Genomic DNA, 22,539 nt, shown 5'->3' with positions numbered 1-22,539 from the left:
TCTTAAACAGGAGGAGAGATAGTGATACCAGATAGAGAAGTAAAGAGAGGTCTTTCTACAAATGAAGCAGAAAAAAGGCAAAAGATATATGGATTAAATGAACTTACTCATAAGAAAAAAGCATCACCAATTTTCATTTTTTTATCTCAATTTAATGACTTTATTACTTGGGTGCTTATAGCAGCAACGATAATATCAGGAATTATGGGGGATAAAGCAGATGCTATAACAATTCTTATTATAGTATTTGTAAATGCAATTTTAGGATTTGTACAAGAATATAAAACTGAAAAATCATTGGAAGCGTTAAAGGAGATGGCGGCGCCTACATGTAAGGTTGAAAGAGATGGTGCTACAAAAGTAATAAATTCAATAGAAGTAACTATTGGAGATATTATTCTTTTAGAAGCTGGAGATAGGGTTCCGGCAGATGGAACTTTTGTTGATGCATCAGCATTAATGGTTGACGAATCACTTTTAACAGGTGAATCAGTAGGAGTATCTAAGGATACTAAAAAGGGTAAAAACCTAGGATTTATGGGAACAACAGTATTAAAAGGAAAAGGAAAGTTGTTAGTTGATGCAATTGGAATGAAAACAGAAATGGGTAAAATTGCAGATTTACTAGATAACATTGAAGAAGAAAAGTCACCTTTAAGAGAAAGATTAGATTCACTAGGCAAGGTTTTAGTAGTTTTATGTTTAGGAATATGCGCAGTAGTTACGGTATTAGGTATATTAAGAGGTAATGCTATTGGGGAAATGTTCCTATTAGGAGTATCATTAGCAGTTGCAGCTATTCCAGAAGGTCTTGCGGCTATAGTAACGGTAGCCTTAGCTCTTGGAGTTTCTAGAATGCTTAAAAAGAATGCTTTGGTAAAGAAGCTTCCAGCAGTTGAAACATTAGGATGCACATCTGTTATATGTTCTGATAAAACAGGAACATTAACTCAAAATAAAATGACAGTTAAAGAAATATATATGAATGGTAGAGTATATGAATTAGAAAAAGATAAGCTAAGTAACCATTCAGAAATAATGAAGGCATTAGTTTATTGTAATGATTGCAACTATGACTTCAGTGTTAAAAACATAGATGGAGCACTTCATGGTGATCCAACAGAAACAGCTTTAATTAAAGCATTTTTTACAGATGTACCACTTCTTGAAGCATTTGTAGCAAATTCATCTAGGATATATGATATTCCATTTGATTCAACAAGAAAGATGATGAGTGTAATTGTTAGAGAAGGAACTAAAGAAGCTTGTTATATGAAGGGTGCACCAGAAAGAGTTATAGAAAAGTGTACTCATATTTTAGAAAATGGAACTGTTAAGCCATTAACAGCTCAAAAGAAAAAGCAAGTAGCAGCCTTTATCGAAACTATGTCTAATAGAGCTTTAAGATGTATTGCAGCTGCATATAAAGAAAATGGATTAGTTAAAAATGAATCATTAGAAAGTGATTTAATATTCTTAGGAATAGCAGGAAGCATAGATCCACCAAGATTAGAAGTAAGAGATGCAGTTTTAAAATGTAAATTAGCAGGAATACAACCAGTAATGATTACAGGTGATCATAAAAACACTGCTTTAGCAATTGCAAAATCTATAAATATATGTAATACAGAAGATCAAGCTATTACAGGTGATGAAATAGAGAAATTAAATGATGAAGAATTAAGAAAAAGAGTAAAAACTGTAAGAGTTTTTGCTAGAGTATCTCCAAATCATAAACTAAGAATAGTTAAAGCCTTTAAAAAGGAACAAAATATAGTTGCTATGACAGGTGATGGTGTAAATGATGCACCAGCTATAAAGGAAGCTGATATTGGAGTAGCAATGGGTATATCAGGTACTGATGTAACTAAGGAAGCTGCAGCTATGGTTCTAATGGATGATAACTTTGCAACAATAGTATCAGCAGTAGAAGAAGGTAGAGTTATTTATGATAATATAAGAAAATTTATAAGATATTTATTATCATGTAACTTAGGTGAAGTTTTAACAATGTTCTTAGCATCATTATTTTATATGCCAAATCCACTTACACCTATACAAATTTTATTTGTAAACTTGGCAACTGATGGATTACCAGCTATTGCATTAGGTGTGGACCCAGCTGATAAAGATATAATGAGACAAAAGCCAAGGGAAAAAGGTGAAAGTATATTTGCGAGAGGTCTTTGGTCAAAAATAGTAGTAAGAGGATGTTTAATAGGTATATGTACTTTATTAGCATTTATGTCAGGAAGATACTATGGAATGGATTTAGTTACTTGTAGAACTATTGCTTTAACAACATTAGTTATGTCCCAACTTTTACATGTATTTGAATGTAGATCTGAAAGACATTCTATATTTGAGATTAAGTTGTTTACAAACCCATATTTAGTTGGAGCATGTGCAATTTCAATAATAATGGTATGTAGCATATTATATATTCCATTTTTATCAGGTATATTTAATACAGTTCCATTAATGTTAAATCACTGGATGATAGTGTTATTCTATTCAGGAGTTATATTTATAATAAACAGCGTTTACCTTTTAATAAAATCTAAAAAATAATTTACTTATAATAAAGAGAGTTCTTGTTTAATATCAAGAGCTCTTTCTAGTGTAGAGAACTATGTATAAAATTTACAAAGTGTATTTATACAGAAAACACTTGTATTCAAAATTGATACATGTTAATATATTAGTAGAGGGTGGAAAAATAACTTTTAACTTGGGGTGGTTATTATGAATTTTATGAGTACAAGAGGTGGAGAGAAGGATATTTCTCCATCAATGGCTATAGTTAATGGTATAGCTAAAGATGGTGGGTTATATGTACCTGACAAATTTCCAAAGATTTATGAAAGCTTAAAAAAATATATTAATGTTGATTATGAAACTCTAGCTTATGAAATTATTAGTGAATTTTTTACTGACTTTACTAAGGCTGATTTAATGGGGGCAATTAATGAGGCGTATAAGGATAGGTTTAAGGTTGAATTAACTGATAATTATTTGGAATTATATCATGGTCCAACAGCTGCTTTTAAGGATGCAGCACTTTTATTTCTTCCTCAAATAATGAAAAGAGCAAAGAAAGTATGTAATGTAAAAAAGCAGATAGTTATATTAACAGCTACATCTGGGGACACAGGAAAGGCAGCACTAGAAGGATTTAAAGATATAGAAGGCTTTAAAATACTAGTGTACTATCCAAGAGATGGAGTAAGTGCAATTCAAGAAAGACAAATGGTAACTCAAAAGGGAAATAATCTTAAAGTAATATCTATAAAAGGAAATTTTGATAATGCGCAAACTGGGGTAAAAAATATTTTTAATAATAAAAAATTGAAGGAAGAATTAGAAGAACAGGGGTATATTTTATCTTCGGCAAATTCTATAAACATCGGTAGATTAATTCCGCAAATAGTTTACTATTTTTATGGATACTTCAATTTAGTAAATAAGCAAAAAATAAAAGAGGGCGATAAAATAAATGTAGTAGTTCCTACTGGAAATTTTGGGAATATACTAGCAGCATATTATGCAAGGGAAATGGGGCTTCCTATTGCAAGGTTTATTTGTGCATCAAATGAAAATAATGTATTAACAGATTTCTTTAATAAAGGTGTTTATGATAAACGTAGAGAGCTTATATTAACAACATCACCTTCAATGGATATATTAGTGTCATCAAATTTAGAAAGATTATTATTTGAGGCTACTAAAAGAGATGTAAATAAAGTCGAAAAAATGATGGAGTCATTAAATAAAGATGGAGTTTATAAAATTGAAGAGGATGAAAAAGAATTTTTAAGTGCTTTTTATGGGAATTTTGCTAGTGAGGAAGAAGTAAATAAAGCTATTAAAGAAACTTTTGAAAAGGATAATTACTTAATGGATACACATACTGCAGTTGCACAAGTAGTATTAAGTAAATATCTAAAGGAAGTTAAGGATGATAAAGTAAATTTAATAGTGTCTACAGCAAATCCGTATAAGTTCTCTAGAAGTATTTGCAAAGCACTAGATATTGACGACACCAAAATAGATGATTTTAAAGTTTTAAATAAGTTAAAGGAGTATTCAAAAATAGATATTCCTACTAGTTTAAGATTTTTAGAAAATATGGATATACTGCATTGTACAACATGTGAAGTTAGTGAAATGGCTGATGAATTAGTATCCTTTTTAAAGGAGAATTTATAATGGTAAGGGTTAGAGTTCCTGCAACATCTGCTAATATTGGTCCAGGCTTTGATTCTTTAGGAATAGCATTTGATTTATATAATGTTTTTGAGTTTGAAGAAATAGAAAAAGGATTAGTATTTGAGGATATTCCACAGGAATTTTGTAATGAGGATAATATAATATACATTGCTATGAAAAAATGCTTTTTGAAGGCTAATTATAACGCTAAAGGGTTAAAAATAAAAGCAGTAAAGCAAGATATACCTATATCTAGGGGGTTAGGATCAAGCTCTAGTTGTATTGTAGCAGGGCTTATGGGTGCGAACTTTATAATGGGCAATAAATTAAGTAAAGATGAAATTTTTAATATAGGTGTAGAAATGGAAGGTCATCCAGATAATATTGCACCAGCTGTTTTTGGGGGAATGGTTGTTTCTGTAATGGAAGAGGGAAAAACTGTTTATAATAAGCTTGATATAAAAGATGGGATAAGTTTTATAGGATTAATTCCAGACTTTAGACTAGAAACTGAAAAGGCGAGAAATGTTTTGCCAAAGGAGGTTTCATTAAAGGATAGCATATTTAATTTAAGTAGATCAGCGTTAATAGTTTCATGTTTTATTACAGGGAGATATGATTTGTTAAAATTTGCATGTAAGGATGCACTTCATCAAAAATATAGAAGTAAGCTAATTGATAACTTTGATAATGTTTATGGTAAATGTTTTGATTTAGGAGCCTTAGGTTGTTTTTTAAGTGGGGCAGGACCAACTATTATGGCTATTATAGATAATAAGGATAAGGATTTTATTGGGGGCATAAATAATTATCTTTATGATAACAATATTTTTTGGTTAACTAAAACCTTAAATGTTGATAATATAGGGGCTTGCATTATATAATATATTTAGAAAATGAACTTAAGGAGAAAAACATGAAGGGTAATTATTTGGTAATAGATAAAAGTGTGTTGCCAGAAGTTTATGAAAAAGTAGTTAATGCTAAAAGGTTATTAAAAGAAAGAAAAGTTAAAGATATAACAGAGGCTGCTAAAACTGTTGGTATTAGTAGAAGTGTATATTACAAATACAAGGATTATGTTTTTGAGTTTTCAGAAACAGCTCAAGGAAAGAAAGTTACTTTTAATATGATGATAGTAGACAATAAGGGTGTATTATCTAGTATTTTAAATTATATTTCTGAAGAGGGTGGAAGTATAATAACAATTAATCAAGGTATTCCAATGAATGGAATGGCAAATTTAACATTAACTATAGATGTTTCTTCATTATATGGGGATTTAAAATCATTATTAGATAATTTAGCCAATTTACCAGATGTAGATAAAGTAGAATTTATAGCTGTAGAATAATAGACGATAATTTTTAAAATGAGTACAAATATGTGCTCATTTTTTTGTATAAATTAATAAATTCAATAGTAGAATATACTAACTAGTAAATTTAGGAGATATTTTTATGGACTTCAAATTATTATGGACTGTATTTGTAATTTTAGCAATTACTACATTTATACTTTGGATAGAATATAAAAATAAAGAAGAGGAAGAAAAGGAAGAGGACTAAAAAGTAAAGCTATGTAATAAATCAAAATGTTTATTACATAGCTTTAAATATTTATCTTTAATAATAATTTAATAAAAGTTATTAATAAACCAATAATATACTTTTAAAATATAAAAAAATATGATATATTAAGCCTTATTAAACATATAAAAATAGTGGGTAATAAAATGCGAAAAGTAAATACATATGAAGCTTTATTATAGAGAATAATAAAAAGTAGGCGAGGAGTGATAAAATGGAGATTTATTTTGATAACGCTGCTACAACTAAACCTTATGAAGAAGTAATTAATGCAGTTGCAGATGGAATGAGAGAATTTTATGCAAATCCATCATCTCTTCATAATTTAGGAATAAAGTCTGAAAAGAAGCTTAATATGGTTAGAGAAAGTTTATCAAAGTCTATTAAGGGAAATAAGGATGAAATATACTTTACATCAGGTGGAAGTGAAGCAAATAATTTAATTATAAAAGGAATAGTAAAGCCAGGTCATCATTTAATAACTACTACATTTGAACATCATTCAGTATTGATGACATGTGAAGAATTAGAGAAAAATGGAGTAAGAGTTACTTATTTAGATGTAGATTCTAATGGTAAAATATCACTAGAAGATTTAAAGGAAGCTATATGTAAGGATACGGTTTTAGTTTCAATAATGCATTTAAATAATGAAATGGGAGCAATTCAAGATATAGAGGAAATAGGAAAGGTAATAAGAGAAAAGTCTACAAGAGCAAGATTTCATGTAGATGCAGTTCAATCCTATGGAAAAATTCCTATTGATGTGAAGAAAATGAATATAGATATGCTTTCTGTTGCTGGACATAAGATTCATGGGCCAAAGGGAATAGGTTTTTGTTACATAAAAAAAGGTATAGTAATTAATTCTCTTATAAAAGGTGGAAGCCAAGAAGGTGGAATAAGAGCAGGAACTCAAAATATACCTGGGGCTATAGGTTTAGAAAAAGCTAGTGAAATTTCTATGGAAAATATGGAAAGTAATTTTAAATATGTAAGTGAATTAAAAGAATATATGATAGAAAAAATTTCAGAAATTAAAGATATAAGAATTAATAGTCCTTTAGAAGAAGGCTTTAGTCCATATATTTTAAATGTTTCATTTATAGGTGTAAGAGCAGAAGTATTATTACATCTTTTAGAGGATGGAGAAATTTATGTAGCTACTGGATCGGCTTGTACATCCAAATCAAGTGCAGCATCTGGAAGCTATGTTATGAAGGCTTTAAAGCTAAAGCCTAATGAGGTAGAAAGTGCGATTAGATTTTCATTTTCAACAGAAAACACAAAAGAAGAAGTAGATAAGGTTATTGAGGTTTTAAAAGGTTCATTAATGTTTTTAAGGAGAGTAAGACGATGAATAAGTTAATATTAGTAAAATATGCTTCAGAGATATTTTTAAAGGGATTAAATAGAAATAAATTTGAAAAAAAATTAAGAGACAATATAAAGAAAAAGCTTAAAGGGTTAGAATATGAAATTGTAGTAGACCAAGGAAGATACTTTATAAAATCTGATAATATAGAAGAAGCAGCAGAAAGAACAAGAAAGGTCTTTGGAGTTGCTGAAGTTTGTATAGTAACTGAAGTACAAAGAGATATGCAAGCTATAAAGGAAGAAGCGTTAAATAAAGTTAAAGAAGCTGCACCTAAAACATTTAAGATTGAAACAAATAGAGCTAATAAGGTATTCCCTAAAAACTCTATAGAAACATCTCGTGAAGTTGGAGGATATGTTCTTCATAAATATGAGGGGCTTCAAGTAGATGTAAAAAATCCAGAGTGTTTAGTTAATGTAGAAATAAGAGAAAGAGCATACGTATTTACAACTAAAGATAAGCTAAAAGGCGTAGGAGGGCTTCCTTACGGAATAAATGGTAGCACTATGCTTATGTTATCAGGAGGAATAGATTCACCTGTAGCAGGGTATTTAATGGCTAGAAGAGGTGTAGAGCTTCATTGTGTATATTATCATAGCCATCCTTATACATCTGAAAGAGCAAAGGATAAGGTTAAAGACTTAGCAAAAATATTAGCTAATTATACAGAAAAAGTTAATTTATATATAGTTCCATTTACAGAAATACAAATGGCTATAATGAATGGGTGTAAAGATGATGAATTAACAATAATAATGAGAAGATTTATGATGAGAGTAGCATGTGAGCTAGCAGAGCAAAGAGGAGTTCAATCAGTTTCATCAGGTGAAAGTATAGGTCAAGTTGCAAGTCAAACTATGGAAGGATTAATGGTTAGTAATGATTGTGCAGATAGACCAGCCTTTAGACCATTAATAGCAATGGATAAAACAGATATTATGGATATTGCAAGAAAAATAGGAACTTACGAAACATCAATTTTACCTTATGAAGATTGTTGTACAATATTCGTTCCAAAGCATCCTAAAACTAAGCCAAGAGTAGATGCTATAAGAAAATCAGAATCAGTTTTAGATATAGATACTCTTGTTAAAAAGGCAATAGAAGAAATGGAAGTTATAACTTTTAGATAAAAATAAAAAACAGCCAATATGGCTGTTTTTTTATTTTTATCTAGATCTCATTTTAACTGCTTGTTGTCTTGCTTTCTTTATTTGTGAGTGATCCATTGGATGAAGATCTTTTCTAGTAGTTAAGTTTGCAATATTTGTTATTGTCATAACATCTGAATTGTCTTTTCCTTTTTCACCTTGAATACCCATTATTATAACTTTATGTCCTTGTTTTATATCTATAAATTCAGGTTTCTTAAACCATCTTCTTTTCTTATATAAGCTTTTAATCATTCCTCTACCAGCTTCAGGTTTTACTAATATATGAGCCTCGATAGTTCTCATAATACCTAGGAAATTTTTTTCCTCAATTTTAACTGATAGAACAGTACCAGTTGCACTAGTCATTCTATCCCCATATTTTTGCATATATGCATCTGAAAAATATTCAGTCATCTTATCTTTGAAACCCATAATTATATCTCCTTTATAAATGAATAATGTAAACTAAATAAATTATATGTAATAATAAGGTCATTATAACATATTTCATTATTATATTAAATAAAAAATTATATATATCTTAAGTATATGTAAATGATTAAGTAAAAATATTAATTTTAACTTTATCATAATATGATTTTATGTTAATTCAAGGAATAATATTAAAAAAGAGCAAAATAAAAAAATATTTTACTCTTTTTTTATATTATTCACAAACATATTCATCGTATAGAGATTTAAATAATTTTATATGATATTCTTCATCTAAGATTATTCTATTAATAATAGCTACTATATTTTCATCAGGAATTAAATTTGCAGTTTTTCTATATTGTTCAATTGTTGCTTCTTCATTTTTTATGTTTAGAGTTAAAAGTTCACTTATAGTAGTTGTGTAATTTAGAAAGCTAGGAGACCAATTTAAGTTTTTATTTTTTTTAGATATAAAATAGCCAGGAGTTCCACCTAGAAGTGTTATTATTTCACCTATCATATTTAAGTGAAGCATTTCAACTTCTGAAATTCCAAGTAATGTAGAAGCTATTTCTGGATAATCATTAAATAATGCTATTTTTTGATATATATATTGAGTTACAGCAGAAAATTCAGAAATTAAGCCAGCATAATTAACTTGAATTAGGTGTGCATATTCGATATTAGGTCCATCAACTTCTATTTTAGGATAAGGTAAATCAGAATGATAAGATTTAGGTAATTCCCTTAAGTCACTTTTCATATACTCTCCTTTTAATAAGTATTAATAATAGTATTCTATGCATTGGGAATTGATATTGCGTCAATTGAATTAAATTAATATATTAAATATAGCTTGATATGAATAAATATTTCTTGTATTTAACAAAATAAGTAGTAATATATTATTATAATAATTTAAAGGGAAAGATTGGTGGTAAAATGAATATAATATTTGATGATAAAGCTAAAAATGGTTTGTTAGAGCTTTTAAAGGAAAGTAGTAATGAATATGTAAGAGTAAAGGTAGCAGCAGTAGGGTGTGGAAAGCCTGCTTATGATATTTATGCAGATTTTAAAAGTGATGATGATATAAATGTATTAATAAATGAAATTAATTTTGTTATTGCAAAAAAAGATGAAAAGCTATGTAATGACATAGAAATTAAATATGATAAAGAAGTTTATAATAAAGGTTTTTACATAAGAAGCATATAATAAATTAGGAGTTATGCATCAGGGTATAACTCCTTTTTAAGGTTAAAGTATTAATCTTTGATTTATTAATAATGATAAGTTGTATTTAGATAGTTTTTAAAGGAAATACTTATTTTTGATAATAGAGTTTTGATAAAATCCATAAAAATAACCTCCCAATATTTATATATATCATTATATGATTAATTAAAAAATATTAATAATTTGCTTTAATAGAGTAAATTTGCAAAAATAAAGAGATTATGGCCTATGAATAAAAAATTTCTATTAATAAATATAAGATAGAATAAATTTATTAATACATAAGTATAAATACAAAAATAATAGTAAATTTAATTATATTACATAAAGTAAAAATATAGATTAGAGGAGTTGTATTAATATGTACATAGCATTTGGAAATAGAGTTTTAGATAGTGAAGAAGTAAAAGGAAGTATAGAAAATAATTCAGAGTTTAAAGTTATAAAGGATATGAGTAAGGGATCAAAAAGGGAAGATATACTTGCGTACAACTTAAGTGTTGATGTTTCTATATTAAATGAAATATTAAAAGAGGATTACGATCCAAGTGAATTAAGTGAAGATGAATTATTTGATGAATACTTAACTTTAGCAGAAGAAATTGCTACAGATATGGAAGAGTTTATGCCAGAGGATTCTATATTAGATATAAAATCATATAAATGGGATCCTTCAGATAACGATATTAAGTTAGTTATTGTTATAGCTCATGAAGAGTTAGGAGAAGTAAAGCTAAAAGATTTAATGAAAAGACTTTTAAAGCAAGTTGAATAATATAAAAAATAGAAGCTTATATGGGCTTCTATTTTTTATACATTAAAGAATACGTTTACTTAGTGGTGTTTGGCTCAGTATCATTTATTAGCTGATATATAGAAGTATCAGAAAAAACATTATTACTTAGACTAATGTATTCATTTAAGTTTATATTATAGTTATCGAAAGTAGCTTTAATATCATCTGTAACAATTTCATGGGATCCAATACACATAATTTATCAACTCCTTATTATTTAATAATATGTCCAGATATAGGATATTAATACTAGTAAATTATTTATATATACTTTATTCATATATATAAAATATTGTGAGTAACATAGTAACAATGGCTTTTATTTTTACATATTATATTAAGATATGTTATTTAAAGAGGACATAATTTATATTTGGGGGGGATTTATGTTATACATCACTTTACTTACGCTAGAGTATAAACAGATACACTTTCTCATATATATGTAAGAAGTGGAATATCAGTAAATGGGAGCAATTCGCTAGCTTCGGATGTAGGAGATAATATTGCAAATTCAGATTCTAATGTTAAAAATTTTGCATACTTAGGAGAGAGATTATTTAATTGCTATTTAGAGAATTTAATAAGAGTTGGAAATATAAAAGTAAAGGCAAATTCTTGAATATTAGTCCAACTTAGAGGTGATGGTGGTATAGAGTTAAATAATGTAGGGAGTGATATAAATGGGAATAGAAGTTAAAACATCTATGATTATATTAACCTTTAATAAATTAGATGTTACAAAGGCTTGTATTGAAAGCATAAGAAAGTACACTGAACAGGGAACTTATGAAATAATAGTAGTAGATAATAATTCAACAGATGGAACTAGAGAATGGTTAAAAAATCAAAAGGATATTAAGGTAATTTTAAATGAAGAAAATTTGGGGTTTCCAGCAGGGTGTAACTTAGGTATAAGAGTAGCAGAAAAGGAAAATGATATTTTACTTTTAAATAATGATACAGTTCTTACACCTAGATGGTTAGATAATTTAAAAACAGCATTATATAGTAGTTATGAAGTAGGGGCAGTAGGTCCAATTTCTAATTGTGTAGCAAATCAGCAAAGTATAAAATTTCCGTATGGAGAAGATATGGAAGCAATGATACGTTTTGCTGAAGAAATAAATATATCTAATCCAAGAAAGTGGGAAAGTAAGCTTTTATTAATAGGATATTGTATGCTAATAAAGAGAAGTGCATTTATAGAAGTTGGAGAAGAATTAGATGAATTATATTCTCCAGGAAATTATGAGGACTGTGACTTAGCACTTAGAATGATAGAAAAGGGATATAAGTTATTAGTTTGTAGAGATACATTTATTCATCATATTGGAAGTGCCACATTTAGGGACAATCCTGATATATATAGTCATTTTGGATCAAATAGAGAAAAATTTAATGAAAAATGGGGATTTGATCATGGGTTAGTGGCTGATGTAAGAGAAGATTTACTTTCATTAATTAAAGAAGATGAAGAAAGAGAATTTAATGTTTTAGAAGTAGGCTGTGGATCAGGAATGAATTTAATGATTTTAAAATATAAATATCCTAAATGTAATATATATGGAATAGAAAATGATGAAAAAGTAGCATCTATAACTAAGAAAAATGTATCTTTATCTACTAAAAAAATTGATGAGTTTCCATTAGATTTTAAAGAGAATTTTTTTGATTATATAATTTTAAACGATAAGCTTCATTATATAGATAATCCAAAGGAATTTATAAGTAATATTAGTAAGCATTTAAAGTCAGAAGGACATATGATATTAAATATTAAAAACATTATGTATGTTTCAAATATAAAGGAATTGTTAAGAGGTAATTTTTATACACATCAAAGAAGTAAGAATATAAAATATAAAAATTTATTTTCATTACAAGATATAGCTAATATATTTTCTGAAAGTGGCTTTACTATGACCGTGGGACAAGGTTATGCAGGATATATTAGCTACGAAGATAATATGCTATTACAAAAACTTAAGGAAATAACATCAGAAGATTTGGAAATTCACTATGTTAGTGAACATTTTGTAGTTGATTTTAAAAAAGTAATATAATTGTAAATAATATTAACTTCAGTTAGAGTATAATTAATAAATAAAACACTCCAATTGGGGTTAATAGTTATGTGTGTAAGGCTTTTAAAACAAAAAAATAATAGGATAATTAAACTTTATTGGAAATAAAATTATATAAAAAATAATAGTTTTGTTATGAAGTTGACACATAAATTATAGTATAATAGGAATGTAAAGTTGAATATGCTTAGAGGTAAGGAGAGGGAATATAATTTATGGAGAAATTTCTCAAAGACAGAATAGACCTGACAATTGAGAATTATAGATCGGCAAAAGATACATTAAGAAATGATGGTGATTTATTAAATCACTTTGCATCATTGATATATGCTCATTATGAGAAAGATATTCCTGTAGAAAGAGTAAAGGAAATAAGAAAATATATAAAAAATACTTCTTCAAGAGTATCTCCTTTTAGGGGGGACACACTATATATGTTATCTTTATTAATAGCATTAGAAAATAGCGATGAAAAAAAAATAATAGATGAAATGTATAATGTAATGGATTTATTAGTGGAAGAAGGATTTAAAGAATGTGATCATTTAGTTCTTACATCTTTTGTAATAGTAAAATATTCAAAAAATAAGGACAAGCTAACTATAATAGATAAAATGAAAGAAGTATTTATGCTTTTAAAAGAGAGATATGAAAATATTACTCAAGAAGATGATTATTTAATTTGTGCTTTATGGGCATTAAATGATATTGATGTAGATACAATAAATGAATTTATTGATACTGTGTTTAATCATATGGCTAACTTAAATATTAAGTCTAAAAATGGAATACAAGGATTAACTAATGCAGTAATATTAAATGGATCATCAGGTCATATGTATAGAACAGTAGAATTTATATTACAATTAGAAAAAAGAGATATAAAATTAGCTAATCAATTTCTGCCTTTATTAGGAGTATTGTCAAATGTTACTCCAAGAAAAAATGTAGATTTAGTAGAAGGTGTAATTGAGTTATTATGCGAGGAAGAAGCTGAGTATGAATATTATATGGACAAGGGATTTAGAACTATTATTGCAACTTGCATAGTTTCATTTTGTACTATTTCAGACAAAAGAAGATATATAGATGAGCTTTTAGCTCATGGAGTATATTGCTTTATCAAATCTAAAAATAAAGGAATTTTTTCAGAAGTATTAGTTTCAATTTAAAGATAAAACTCCTAAAGATTATAATTTAGTCTTTAGGGGTTTTTTAGGTTATTATATATATTATGCAAAGGAGGTTGTAAAATGGAAAACATAATACTTCATGTTGATATGGATGCTTTTTTTGCAGCCGTAGAGGTACTTGATAATAAAAGCTTAAAGGGAAAGCCTGTGATAGTAGGTGGAGTTAGTGAAAGAGGTATTGTAGCTACCTGTTCATATGAAGCTAGAAAATATGGGATACATTCAGCAATGCCAATATTTATAGCACAAAAACTTTGTCCTCATGGTATATATTTAAGAACTAGGCATTGGAGATATAAAGAGGTATCTGAAAAGATATTTGAAATTTTTAGAGATGTTACTCCTCTTGTAGAACCATTATCTATAGATGAGGCTTACTTAGATTTAACTGGGGGACGATTTAATAATGGTTTAGAAGCAGCCTATTATATAAAAAGAAGGGTTTTAAAAGAAATAGGATTAACATTATCTATAGGTATTTCATATAATAAGTTTTTAGCTAAGCTTGCTTCAGATTGGAATAAGCCAAGTGGAATAAAAATAATTACTAGAGATATGGTACCAGATATATTAAAACCTTTAAATATTTCTAAAATTCATGGTCTAGGGACAAAATCTCAGCAAAAGCTTAATAATATGGGTTTCTTTAAGGTAGAAGACTTATATAGTATGCCTACGGAGTTTTTCAGTGAATATTTAGGGAAGTATGGAATAGATATTTACTATAGAATTCGTGGAATAGATAATAGAGAAGTTAAGGTTGAAAGGGAAAGAAAGTCTTATGGAAGAGAAAGGACTTTAAAAGGCGATACTAGTGATAAGGATGAATTACTTTTATATTTAAAAGAGTTTTCAATTAAAATAAGTGAAGATTTAAAAGTAAGAAGTATCGAGGGAAAAACTATTACTGTAAAATATAAAACTAGTGATTTTGAAAGTCATACAAGAAGTAAAACCTTAAATTACTATACCAATGAGTTTGAAGATTTTTATAAGGTATGTAAGGAAGTTTTAGAAATAGAAGATTTAGAAGGAGGAGTAAGGCTTATCGGACTTACAATTTCGTCTTTTAAAGAAAATACTGTAGAGCAATTAAGCTTATTGTAAAATTTATTGACAATTTAGAAGATTATGCATATAATAAAGTAGAAATTAAAATCTGTGACTAGAGATAGTATTATATTTTAAAGCTTAAGCGAGCCATCGGTTGGTGAAAGGAATGGTAGTGGAGGAATATAAGAATGGGCTCTGGTAGATGCAAGATGAACTCTTTTAAGAAAGTAGTTAAGCCGTATCTCTGCGTTATAAGAGTAGGATATCGAAATTTATTTCCGTATCTAAGTAAGGTGAGAAATATGATTAAAACATATTTCTAATTTGGGTGGCAACGCGAGCTATATCGTCCCATGTGTGGGAGTGATATGGCTTTTTTTATTTTCCCAAAGCTTAAACTAAACAAAGGATTTTTATCTAAGCATCGTCAATATAGGAGGGTGTATTAAATGGAAAAATATTTTGGAAAATTTGGTGGACAATTTGTACCGCAAGAGGCAATTAAAGCTTTAAATGAATTAGAGGAAGCATATTTAGAATTTAAAGATAGTGATGAATTTAAAAAAGAACTAAATTATTATTTAAAAGATTATGTAGGAAGAGAAACACCTCTTTATTTTGCCAAAAGGCTTTCAGAGTATGTAGGTGGAGGGAAAATATATTTAAAAAGAGAAGATTTAAACCATACAGGTGCTCATAAAATAAATAATGTTGTAGGTCAAATGCTGTTAGCTAAAAGAATGGGAAAAACAAAGGTAATTGCAGAAACAGGAGCAGGACAACATGGTGTTGCTACAGCAACAGTTGCAGCATTAATGGGAATGGATTGTACTGTATATATGGGTGAAGAAGATATAAGAAGACAAAAACTAAATGTTTTTAGAATGGAGCTTTTAGGTGCAACAGTAGTGCCAGTTACTCATGGAACAAGAACATTAAAGGAAGCTGTAGACAAGGCAATAGAGGAATGGGTTAAGGATATAGATAATAGCTTTTATGTTTTAGGATCAGCAGTTGGGCCACATCCGTATCCAACTATAGTAAGGGATTTTCAAAAGATAATTGGAGAAGAGGCTAAAAGACAATGTATGGAAAAGGAAGGAAAGCTTCCTAATGCAATTATAGCTTGTGTTGGGGGAGGAAGTAATGCTATAGGGATATTTAATGATTTTATAAATGATGATAATGTTTCTTTAATAGGCGTTGAGGGAGCAGGAGAAGGTGTTGAAACTGTAAAGCATGCTGCTACTATGACCATGGGAAGAGAAGCTGTAGTTCATGGAATGAATACTATTTGTTTAGTAGATGATGATGGTGAGCCTTTAGAGGCGTATTCTATATCAGCAGGATTAGATTATCCAGGAGTAGGTCCTGAGCATGCCTATTTAAAGGATAGAGGAAGAGCTAAATATGTACCATGTACAGATATAGAAGCGTTAGAGGGCTTTAAATTATTATCAAAGCTAGAGGGAATAATTCCAGCAATAGAAAGCTCTCATGCAATAGCTTATTCATTAAAATATGCTAAGGAAATAGATAAAAATGAATATATAATAGTTAATTTGTCAGGAAGAGGAGATAAAGATATTTATGAATTAATGGAAAAATTGAAATAAAATTAATATTATTATATATATTCAGAAAAACTCCCTTTAATAAAGGGAGTTTTTGATTTATAATTAATGTGCTAAAGAAAAAAGGTTAATGCTACGGAGGTATTAAGATGAATAAAGAACAATTAGCTAGAATGATAGACCATACTATATTAAAGCCAGAAGCTACTGAAGCGGAAATAATGACACTTTGCAAAGAAGCAGTTAAATATAATTTTGCATCAGTTTGTGTTAATCCATCAATGGTTCAAAAAGCAGCTACAATATTAGAAGGTAGTGAAGTAAAGGTTTGTACAGTTATAGGGTTCCCTTTAGGAGCAACAACTACAGCTGTTAAAGCATTTGAAACAGAAGATACAATAAAAAATGGTGCAACTGAAGTTGACATGGTTATAAATGTTGGAAAATTAAAAGAAAGAAATTTAGATTATGTAAGAAATGACATAAAAGCAGTAGTAGATGCTGCAAGAGGAAAGGCAATAACAAAGGTTATAATAGAAAGCTGTCTTTTAACTGATGAAGAAAAAGTAATAGCTTGTCAATTATCAAAGGAAGCTGGAGCAGATTTTGTTAAGACATCAACAGGATTCTCAACAGGAGGGGCTACAGCAGCAGATATTAAATTAATGAGAGAAACAGTAGGGCCAGAAATGGGAGTAAAGGCTTCAGGTGGAGTTAGAAGCAATGAAGACGCTTTACTTATGATAGAAAATGGAGCTACAAGAATAGGAGCTTCAGCTTCAATAGCTATATGTGAAGGAACAGTTTCTAATTCAAATTACTAATTTTGCAAAAGAGTTCGGTTTATGCCGAACTCTTTTTTTATTTTTTTTCAAAAGTTTATCCCTAAAATAGAAATTTAAGAATATTAATATATTAATTAACTAAAAAAGGGGGGAACTGCTTCTATAAAATTGTACACAAGTACAGTTTTTAAGTGGGAATATATGAAAAAAGAATTAACTCCACAAGAAATAAAATTTAAGCTTGACTTTAAGGGTCAATATGATGAGGAATATAAAGTACCTGAATTAGAGGATGCCTATAAAAAAGTTGGCAGAGCATTAAATATTGACAAGGATGGGTATAACCTATATTTAATAGATTCCTTTTCAAAGGATAAATTAAAAAAATTAACTAAATATATAGAGGAGCAGTATAGTTGTCTAGAACCTCCTAAGGATATATGTTATGTGGTTTTAGAAGATGATAAAAAACCAGAATCATTATTTGTGGAAAATGGTAATGGAAAAAAATTAAAGGATACGGTAGAAAGTATAAAAGAATCATATATAGATGTAATTGAAGAGTTTTATAGTAGCTCTTCAGAAGGTGAAAAGGATACATTAATAGATGAAATACAAAATAAGAGAAATAATTATGTCTCAGAATTAATGGATATGGCAAAGGAAGAGGGATTTGATGTTAAGGCAACAACAAAGGGATTTGCATTTATTCCATTAAAAAATGGAGAGATAATGACAGAAAAAGAATATGATGGGCTTGAAAAGGATGCAAAGGAAAAAATAGTATCTAAGGCATCTGTTTTAAAGAAAAAGGCAGAATTAGTTTTAGATAAACTAAAAGATGTAGAAGTAAAATCTATGAAAAAATTAAAGGATATTTATAGTGAGTTTTTAACTGAGCATATGGAAGACTTTAAAGATGATGCGCTTTTAGAATTTATTAATGATGATAGTGCTTATGAATACTTAGAAAGGTTATTTGTTGAAATAGAAAAAGAAATTGTAAATTGCTATACAATGGATATTGACGAAGATGAAGAAGAGTTAAATCAAGCTATAAATAAATATAATGTTCAAGTGTTGGTAGATAATAGTATGAATACACATCCACCAGTAATTTTTGAAGAAGATCCAAGTATTAATAATTTAATGGGGTTTATAGAGTATGAAAACCATAATGGTGTTTATACAACAGATATATCTTTAATAAATGCAGGCACAGTTTTAAAGGCAAATGAAGGCTGTTTAATATTAAGAATAAATGCATTAGCAACTAATTCTTATAGTTATTATTATTTAAAGAAGGCTTTAATGTCAAACAAGGTAACTTACGATACATCAAAGGGATATGTAGAATTTATGTCTATTAATGGATTAAAGCCAGAACCTATACCATTAAAGCTTAAGGTTATAATAATTGGTGATTATGAAACTTATGATGCTCTTTATAATGCAGATGAAGACTTTAGAAAGTTATTTCATTTAAGGGCTGAATTCGATACTATGGTAGATATGAATGATAATGTAAGTATGTATCTTAAGAAGTATTTAGATAATCAAATAAAAGAAAATAATTTAATGCCTCTAGAAGAGGATGGATCAAAGGAAATTTTGAAATATTTATCTAGAAAGGCTAGTAGTAAAAGTAAAATAAATATAGATGATTTTGACATAGATAAGCTAATAATACTAGCAAATAATTATTCAAAGGATAAGGGAGATAAAGCTATAACAAGAGAATCTATTTTAAAGATAGCTTATGAAGGGGAAAAGGTAGAAGAAGAGTTTATAAAAATGTATTTAGAAAAGAAAATCCTTATTTCAGTAAATGAAAAGAAAGTTGGATCTATAAATGCTTTAGCGGTTTTAGATACAGGATATCATTCCTTTGGAAAGCCTATGAGAGTTACTTGCATTGCTTATAAAGGATCAGGAAGAATTATAGATATTCATAAGGAAAGTCATTTAAGTGGTAAGATACATGAAAAATCTATAAATATATTAGAAGGATTACTTTACAATATATTAAATCCTTATGAAGAAATTCCAGTAGATTTTCATCTTAGCTTTGAACAAATATACGGATTAATAGAAGGTGATAGTGCATCAGTAGCAGAATCTATATGTTTACTATCTGCATTAAGTAAGAGGCCGATAAGACAAAATATAGCTGTAACAGGTTCCTTAAACCAATTTGGAGAAGTTCAGCCTATAGGTGGAGTAAATGAGAAAATAGAAGGTTTCTATAAGGTTTGTAAGCTTGTAGATACAATAGAAAACAAGGGGGTATTAGTACCAAATTCAAACAGAGATGAAATTATTTTAATACCAGAGGTGGAAGAGGCAATTGAAAGAGGAGACTTCCATATATATGTTATGAATACTTTAGATGATGCTATAGAAACCATGATTTTAAATGAAGGTGAAACTATAGAGGGATTTTTTGAAACAATAAAAGGAGAAATAAAAAAATATAAGAGTAAAAATGATGATTAAGGAATAACTTAAAGTATAATTTATAAAATTAAATATTTGATTGTTAAAAGCATCTAAGTAGAAGTATATTTCTTAATTTAGATGCTTTTTAAATATAAAAAATTATTAACTTATAGTTTATTTAAGTTATGTATTAAAAGAATTTTTAAAAATAAGCTTAAAAATAAAATTAAATATTTATTAATAGTTATTTTTATATTTGACTATGAATAAACTAATATGTTAAAATTATGGAAAAAGAAGGAAAAAATAAATTCCCAAAGGAGGTGAATTACTCTAGAGTGAAATCTTTAGAGTATTTAACATGTATCTTAAATTTAATAAAAATCAGGACAAACTTGTAATAAGTTTATTAGGAGAATTAGATCACCACAGTGCTGAAGAGGTTAGAGTAAAAATAGACGATAGAATAGATAGAGATAACATAAAAAAAGTTATATTAGATTTTAGCCAGGTAACTTTTATGGATAGCTCAGGAATAGGTGTTGTAATAGGAAGATTTAAAAAGATGCAAAATAGAGATGGGAAAGTATGTGTTGCAGATGTAAATAAAACAGTTAACAAGGTGTTTGAAATTTCAGGGATGTATAAAATAATAGAATCCTATAACAGTATAGATGAAGCAGTAAAGTGCATTTAAATGGAGGGGTTTAGGCTATGATGGATGTAGATAATAAAGTAAGTATAGAATTAATGAGCATATCACAAAATGAAGGATTTGCAAGAGTTGCAGTAGCAGCATTTGTTTCACAGTTAGATCCTACAGTTGAAGAAATAAGTGATGTAAAAACAGCAGTTTCAGAAGCTGTAACTAATTCTATAATTCATGGTTATAATAACAAAAAAGAGGGCATAATAAAAATAGGTGCGTATATAAGGGACACAGAATTAACGATTACAGTTGAAGATTTTGGAATGGGAATAGAGGATATTAATCAAGCGAGAGAACCACTGTACACTTCTAAACCTGAACTAGAAAGATCCGGAATGGGTTTTACTGTTATGGAAACCTTTATGGACAGTTTAACTGTTGAAAGTAAAAAAGGCCAAGGAACTAAAGTTGTAATGAAGAAAAAATTCAATGCAGTAAGTTAGGTGAAGTATATGGAAAATGGAAGTATGAGAAGAGAGGAATACAATTATGATGATAATTCAAAATTGATACCTCTTGCAAAGGCTGGAAATGAAGAGGCTATGAATAGAGTAATAGAAATGAATCTTCCGCTTGTAGCATCTATTAGTAAGAAATTCTTAAATAGAGGTTATGACTACGAAGATATATTTCAAATCGGCTCTATAGGTTTAGTAAAGGCTATAAAAAACTTTGACGGAAAATTTAATGTTAAATTCTCTACATATGCAGTTCCAATGATTATCGGAGAAATAAAAAGATTTCTAAGAGATGATGGAATTATAAAGGTAAGTAGAAATGTTAAGAGTTTAGCAAGAAAATTACATTTTGATAAAGAACAATTAACTAAAAAACTAGATAGAGAACCAACTATTGAGGAATTAGCTGAGTTTTCAGGGGTAGAAAAGGAAGATATAGTATTTGCAATAGAATCTTCTAATGGATTGCAGTATCTTTATGATACTATACATCAAGATGATGGTGCACCAGTTTTACTTATAGATAAATTAAGTGAAAAAGGTGAAGAAGACAGTAGCATGATAGATAAAATAGCATTAAAGGAAGCTTTAAGAAGCCTAGACAATAAATCTAGACAAATAATTATGCTAAGATATTTTAAAGATAAGACACAAGTTCAAGTGGCTAAGCTTTTAGGAATAAGCCAAGTGCAAGTTTCAAGGATAGAAAAGAAAGTGTTAGTTCAAATGAGAAAAAAATTAGAAGGATAATTACTTAAGATAATAAAAAGAAAAAGAGATGATATTATGAATAGAAAGTTTTAAAAGATACTTTAACTTAATTTAAAAGTTAAAGTATCTTTTTTTATAAAGTTATATCAATAAATTACCAATAAATTTTGGGTTTAGATTTAATATAAGTGGAATAATAACTCTATAGCTTTGGAAAGGAGAGATAGTTATGCAGAAAAAACATTCACCTAAAGAACAACGAATAGTGGATAAGTTTAAAAAAATAACAAAAGAGTCAGAGCCAAAGCCTAAAATAGGGAAAAATTGTCTTATGGCTTTTTTGGTTGGAGGAGCAATATGCACTGTTGGTCAAGTAATTCAGGTATTATTATTAAAATATGGTTTTCCAGATGAAGAAGTTAAAATAATGCTACCAATAATAATGGTATTTTTAGGGGCACTTTTAACTGGATTGGGAGTATATGATAAGATAGCAACTTTTGGTGGTGCAGGAACAGTTGTACCTATTACAGGTTTTGCTAATGCTATAGTAGCCCCAGCTATTGAATTTAAAAAAGAAGGCTTTGTATTTGGAGTTGCAGCTAAGATGTTTACTATAGCAGGACCAGTTTTAGTTTATGGAATAGGTAGTTCAGTAATAATTGGAATAATATATTATGTTATTCAATTATTTACTTGAAGATTTGATATCTTAAATTAATAATTAAAA

The 22,539-nt window shown here is 28.4% G+C and carries 21 protein-coding genes and 1 other annotated feature; of the genes, 18 read left to right on the top strand and 3 right to left on the bottom strand.

Going from position 1 to position 22,539, the window contains the following annotated elements; translation table 11 throughout:
- Positions 1–21: 21 nt before the first annotated feature.
- The 6 genes from ACRDBA_RS13215 to thiI all read left to right on the top strand — a co-directional run bounded on the left by ACRDBA_RS13215 (position 22) and on the right by thiI (position 8,309).
- Entirely contained in the window at positions 22–2,571 is a 2,550-nt protein-coding gene (locus ACRDBA_RS13215; RefSeq protein ID WP_438573393.1) for a calcium-translocating P-type ATPase, PMCA-type, read from the top strand.
- A 174-nt stretch (positions 2,572–2,745) separates the two neighbouring features.
- Positions 2,746–4,209, top strand: a complete 1,464-nt coding sequence (thrC, locus tag ACRDBA_RS13210) for a threonine synthase (protein WP_438573392.1) — start codon at positions 2,746–2,748, stop codon at positions 4,207–4,209.
- A complete protein-coding gene (gene thrB, locus ACRDBA_RS13205) occupies positions 4,209–5,093 on the top strand; it encodes a homoserine kinase (protein ID WP_438573391.1) in 885 nt (294 codons plus the stop codon). Before thrC ends, thrB begins: the two co-directional genes overlap by 1 nt.
- 32 nt (positions 5,094–5,125) lie before the next feature.
- Positions 5,126–5,563: an ACT domain-containing protein gene (locus ACRDBA_RS13200; protein ID WP_438573390.1), complete on the top strand. Its 438-nt coding sequence runs from the start codon at positions 5,126–5,128 to the stop codon at positions 5,561–5,563.
- Positions 5,564–6,012: 449 nt separating this feature from the next.
- On the top strand, positions 6,013–7,158 hold the full coding sequence (locus tag ACRDBA_RS13195) for a cysteine desulfurase family protein (RefSeq protein WP_438573389.1): 1,146 nt from the start codon (positions 6,013–6,015) through the stop codon (positions 7,156–7,158).
- Positions 7,155–8,309 (top strand): tRNA uracil 4-sulfurtransferase ThiI, encoded by a 1,155-nt coding sequence (thiI, locus tag ACRDBA_RS13190; protein WP_438573388.1) that lies wholly within the window; start codon positions 7,155–7,157, stop codon positions 8,307–8,309. Before ACRDBA_RS13195 ends, thiI begins: the two co-directional genes overlap by 4 nt.
- A gap of 36 nt (positions 8,310–8,345) precedes the next feature.
- Here thiI and ACRDBA_RS13185 read toward each other — a convergent pair whose 3' ends face one another.
- Positions 8,346–8,762, bottom strand: coding sequence for a hypothetical protein (locus ACRDBA_RS13185; RefSeq protein ID WP_438573387.1), 417 nt, complete (start codon positions 8,760–8,762; stop codon positions 8,346–8,348).
- 235 nt (positions 8,763–8,997) lie between these two features.
- Complete coding sequence (locus ACRDBA_RS13180; protein WP_438573386.1) at positions 8,998–9,528, bottom strand: ferritin-like domain-containing protein; 531 nt, start codon at positions 9,526–9,528, stop codon at positions 8,998–9,000.
- A 179-nt stretch (positions 9,529–9,707) separates the two neighbouring features.
- On the opposite strand from ACRDBA_RS13180, the gene ACRDBA_RS13175 reads away from it, so the two are divergent.
- Together ACRDBA_RS13175 and ACRDBA_RS13170 are read left to right on the top strand one after the other, a co-directional pair.
- Positions 9,708–9,983 (top strand): hypothetical protein, encoded by a 276-nt coding sequence (locus ACRDBA_RS13175; RefSeq protein WP_438573385.1) that lies wholly within the window; start codon positions 9,708–9,710, stop codon positions 9,981–9,983.
- A gap of 382 nt (positions 9,984–10,365) precedes the next feature.
- A complete protein-coding gene (locus ACRDBA_RS13170; protein WP_438573384.1) occupies positions 10,366–10,779 on the top strand; it encodes a hypothetical protein in 414 nt (137 codons plus the stop codon).
- Between the two features lie 55 nt (positions 10,780–10,834).
- Here ACRDBA_RS13170 and ACRDBA_RS13165 read toward each other — a convergent pair whose 3' ends face one another.
- The gene (locus tag ACRDBA_RS13165; RefSeq protein WP_438573383.1) at positions 10,835–10,996 is read right to left on the bottom strand and encodes a hypothetical protein; all 162 of its coding nucleotides are present in this window, start codon (positions 10,994–10,996) and stop codon (positions 10,835–10,837) included.
- A 487-nt stretch (positions 10,997–11,483) separates the two neighbouring features.
- Here ACRDBA_RS13165 and ACRDBA_RS13160 point away from each other — a divergent pair, with 487 nt between their 5' ends.
- From ACRDBA_RS13160 to spoVAC, 10 genes are all read left to right on the top strand, one after another.
- Positions 11,484–12,866, top strand: a complete 1,383-nt coding sequence (locus tag ACRDBA_RS13160) for a glycosyltransferase (protein WP_438573382.1) — start codon at positions 11,484–11,486, stop codon at positions 12,864–12,866.
- Between the two features lie 236 nt (positions 12,867–13,102).
- Positions 13,103–14,059: a DUF4003 family protein gene (locus ACRDBA_RS13155; protein ID WP_438573381.1), complete on the top strand. Its 957-nt coding sequence runs from the start codon at positions 13,103–13,105 to the stop codon at positions 14,057–14,059.
- A gap of 81 nt (positions 14,060–14,140) precedes the next feature.
- Entirely contained in the window at positions 14,141–15,187 is a 1,047-nt protein-coding gene (locus ACRDBA_RS13150) for a DNA polymerase IV (protein WP_438573380.1), read from the top strand.
- A gap of 45 nt (positions 15,188–15,232) precedes the next feature.
- Positions 15,233–15,490 (top strand) — a binding site (T-box leader).
- Between the two features lie 92 nt (positions 15,491–15,582).
- On the top strand, positions 15,583–16,749 hold the full coding sequence (trpB, locus tag ACRDBA_RS13145) for a tryptophan synthase subunit beta (protein WP_438573379.1): 1,167 nt from the start codon (positions 15,583–15,585) through the stop codon (positions 16,747–16,749).
- A gap of 107 nt (positions 16,750–16,856) precedes the next feature.
- Entirely contained in the window at positions 16,857–17,531 is a 675-nt protein-coding gene (deoC, locus tag ACRDBA_RS13140; protein ID WP_438573378.1) for a deoxyribose-phosphate aldolase, read from the top strand.
- 162 nt (positions 17,532–17,693) lie between these two features.
- A complete protein-coding gene (locus ACRDBA_RS13135) occupies positions 17,694–19,988 on the top strand; it encodes an AAA family ATPase (protein ID WP_438573377.1) in 2,295 nt (764 codons plus the stop codon).
- Between the two features lie 304 nt (positions 19,989–20,292).
- Complete coding sequence (gene spoIIAA, locus ACRDBA_RS13130; protein WP_438573376.1) at positions 20,293–20,628, top strand: anti-sigma F factor antagonist; 336 nt, start codon at positions 20,293–20,295, stop codon at positions 20,626–20,628.
- A gap of 20 nt (positions 20,629–20,648) precedes the next feature.
- Complete coding sequence (spoIIAB, locus tag ACRDBA_RS13125; RefSeq protein WP_438573430.1) at positions 20,649–21,083, top strand: anti-sigma F factor; 435 nt, start codon at positions 20,649–20,651, stop codon at positions 21,081–21,083.
- A 9-nt stretch (positions 21,084–21,092) separates the two neighbouring features.
- Positions 21,093–21,848, top strand: a complete 756-nt coding sequence (gene sigF, locus ACRDBA_RS13120) for an RNA polymerase sporulation sigma factor SigF (protein WP_438573375.1) — start codon at positions 21,093–21,095, stop codon at positions 21,846–21,848.
- 190 nt (positions 21,849–22,038) lie between these two features.
- Positions 22,039–22,509 carry a stage V sporulation protein AC gene (gene spoVAC, locus ACRDBA_RS13115; protein ID WP_438573374.1) on the top strand — a complete coding sequence of 157 codons (471 nt, stop codon included), beginning with the start codon at positions 22,039–22,041 and terminating at the stop codon, positions 22,507–22,509.
- Positions 22,510–22,539 lie beyond the last annotated feature (30 nt).

The organism is Clostridium sp. (assembly GCF_051654825.1).
Taxonomy (GTDB): domain Bacteria; phylum Bacillota; class Clostridia; order Clostridiales; family Clostridiaceae; genus Clostridium.
Note: the sequence above shows the minus strand (reverse complement) of the source record. Positions and strands in the feature narration are given on the sequence as shown.

What these genes read in the sequence shown, in the direction of transcription:
- trpB (WP_438573379.1), top strand. Translation starts at nt 15,583, where the DNA reads ATGGAAAAATATTTTGGAAAATTTGGTGGACAATTTGTACCGCAAGAG.
- sigF (WP_438573375.1), top strand. Translation starts at nt 21,093, where the DNA reads ATGGAAAATGGAAGTATGAGAAGAGAGGAATACAATTATGATGATAAT.
- ACRDBA_RS13185 (WP_438573387.1), bottom strand. Translation starts at nt 8,762, where the DNA reads ATGGGTTTCAAAGATAAGATGACTGAATATTTTTCAGATGCATATATG.
- deoC (WP_438573378.1), top strand. Translation starts at nt 16,857, where the DNA reads ATGAATAAAGAACAATTAGCTAGAATGATAGACCATACTATATTAAAG.
- spoIIAA (WP_438573376.1), top strand. Translation starts at nt 20,293, where the DNA reads ATGTATCTTAAATTTAATAAAAATCAGGACAAACTTGTAATAAGTTTA.
- ACRDBA_RS13160 (WP_438573382.1), top strand. Translation starts at nt 11,484, where the DNA reads ATGGGAATAGAAGTTAAAACATCTATGATTATATTAACCTTTAATAAA.
- ACRDBA_RS13195 (WP_438573389.1), top strand. Translation starts at nt 6,013, where the DNA reads ATGGAGATTTATTTTGATAACGCTGCTACAACTAAACCTTATGAAGAA.
- ACRDBA_RS13170 (WP_438573384.1), top strand. Translation starts at nt 10,366, where the DNA reads ATGTACATAGCATTTGGAAATAGAGTTTTAGATAGTGAAGAAGTAAAA.
- thrC (WP_438573392.1), top strand. Translation starts at nt 2,746, where the DNA reads ATGAATTTTATGAGTACAAGAGGTGGAGAGAAGGATATTTCTCCATCA.
- ACRDBA_RS13155 (WP_438573381.1), top strand. Translation starts at nt 13,103, where the DNA reads ATGGAGAAATTTCTCAAAGACAGAATAGACCTGACAATTGAGAATTAT.
- spoVAC (WP_438573374.1), top strand. Translation starts at nt 22,039, where the DNA reads ATGCAGAAAAAACATTCACCTAAAGAACAACGAATAGTGGATAAGTTT.
- spoIIAB (WP_438573430.1), top strand. Translation starts at nt 20,649, where the DNA reads ATGGATGTAGATAATAAAGTAAGTATAGAATTAATGAGCATATCACAA.
- thrB (WP_438573391.1), top strand. Translation starts at nt 4,209, where the DNA reads ATGGTAAGGGTTAGAGTTCCTGCAACATCTGCTAATATTGGTCCAGGC.
- ACRDBA_RS13150 (WP_438573380.1), top strand. Translation starts at nt 14,141, where the DNA reads ATGGAAAACATAATACTTCATGTTGATATGGATGCTTTTTTTGCAGCC.
- ACRDBA_RS13200 (WP_438573390.1), top strand. Translation starts at nt 5,126, where the DNA reads ATGAAGGGTAATTATTTGGTAATAGATAAAAGTGTGTTGCCAGAAGTT.
- ACRDBA_RS13175 (WP_438573385.1), top strand. Translation starts at nt 9,708, where the DNA reads ATGAATATAATATTTGATGATAAAGCTAAAAATGGTTTGTTAGAGCTT.
- thiI (WP_438573388.1), top strand. Translation starts at nt 7,155, where the DNA reads ATGAATAAGTTAATATTAGTAAAATATGCTTCAGAGATATTTTTAAAG.
- ACRDBA_RS13165 (WP_438573383.1), bottom strand. Translation starts at nt 10,996, where the DNA reads ATGTGTATTGGATCCCATGAAATTGTTACAGATGATATTAAAGCTACT.
- ACRDBA_RS13135 (WP_438573377.1), top strand. Translation starts at nt 17,694, where the DNA reads ATGAAAAAAGAATTAACTCCACAAGAAATAAAATTTAAGCTTGACTTT.
- ACRDBA_RS13180 (WP_438573386.1), bottom strand. Translation starts at nt 9,528, where the DNA reads ATGAAAAGTGACTTAAGGGAATTACCTAAATCTTATCATTCTGATTTA.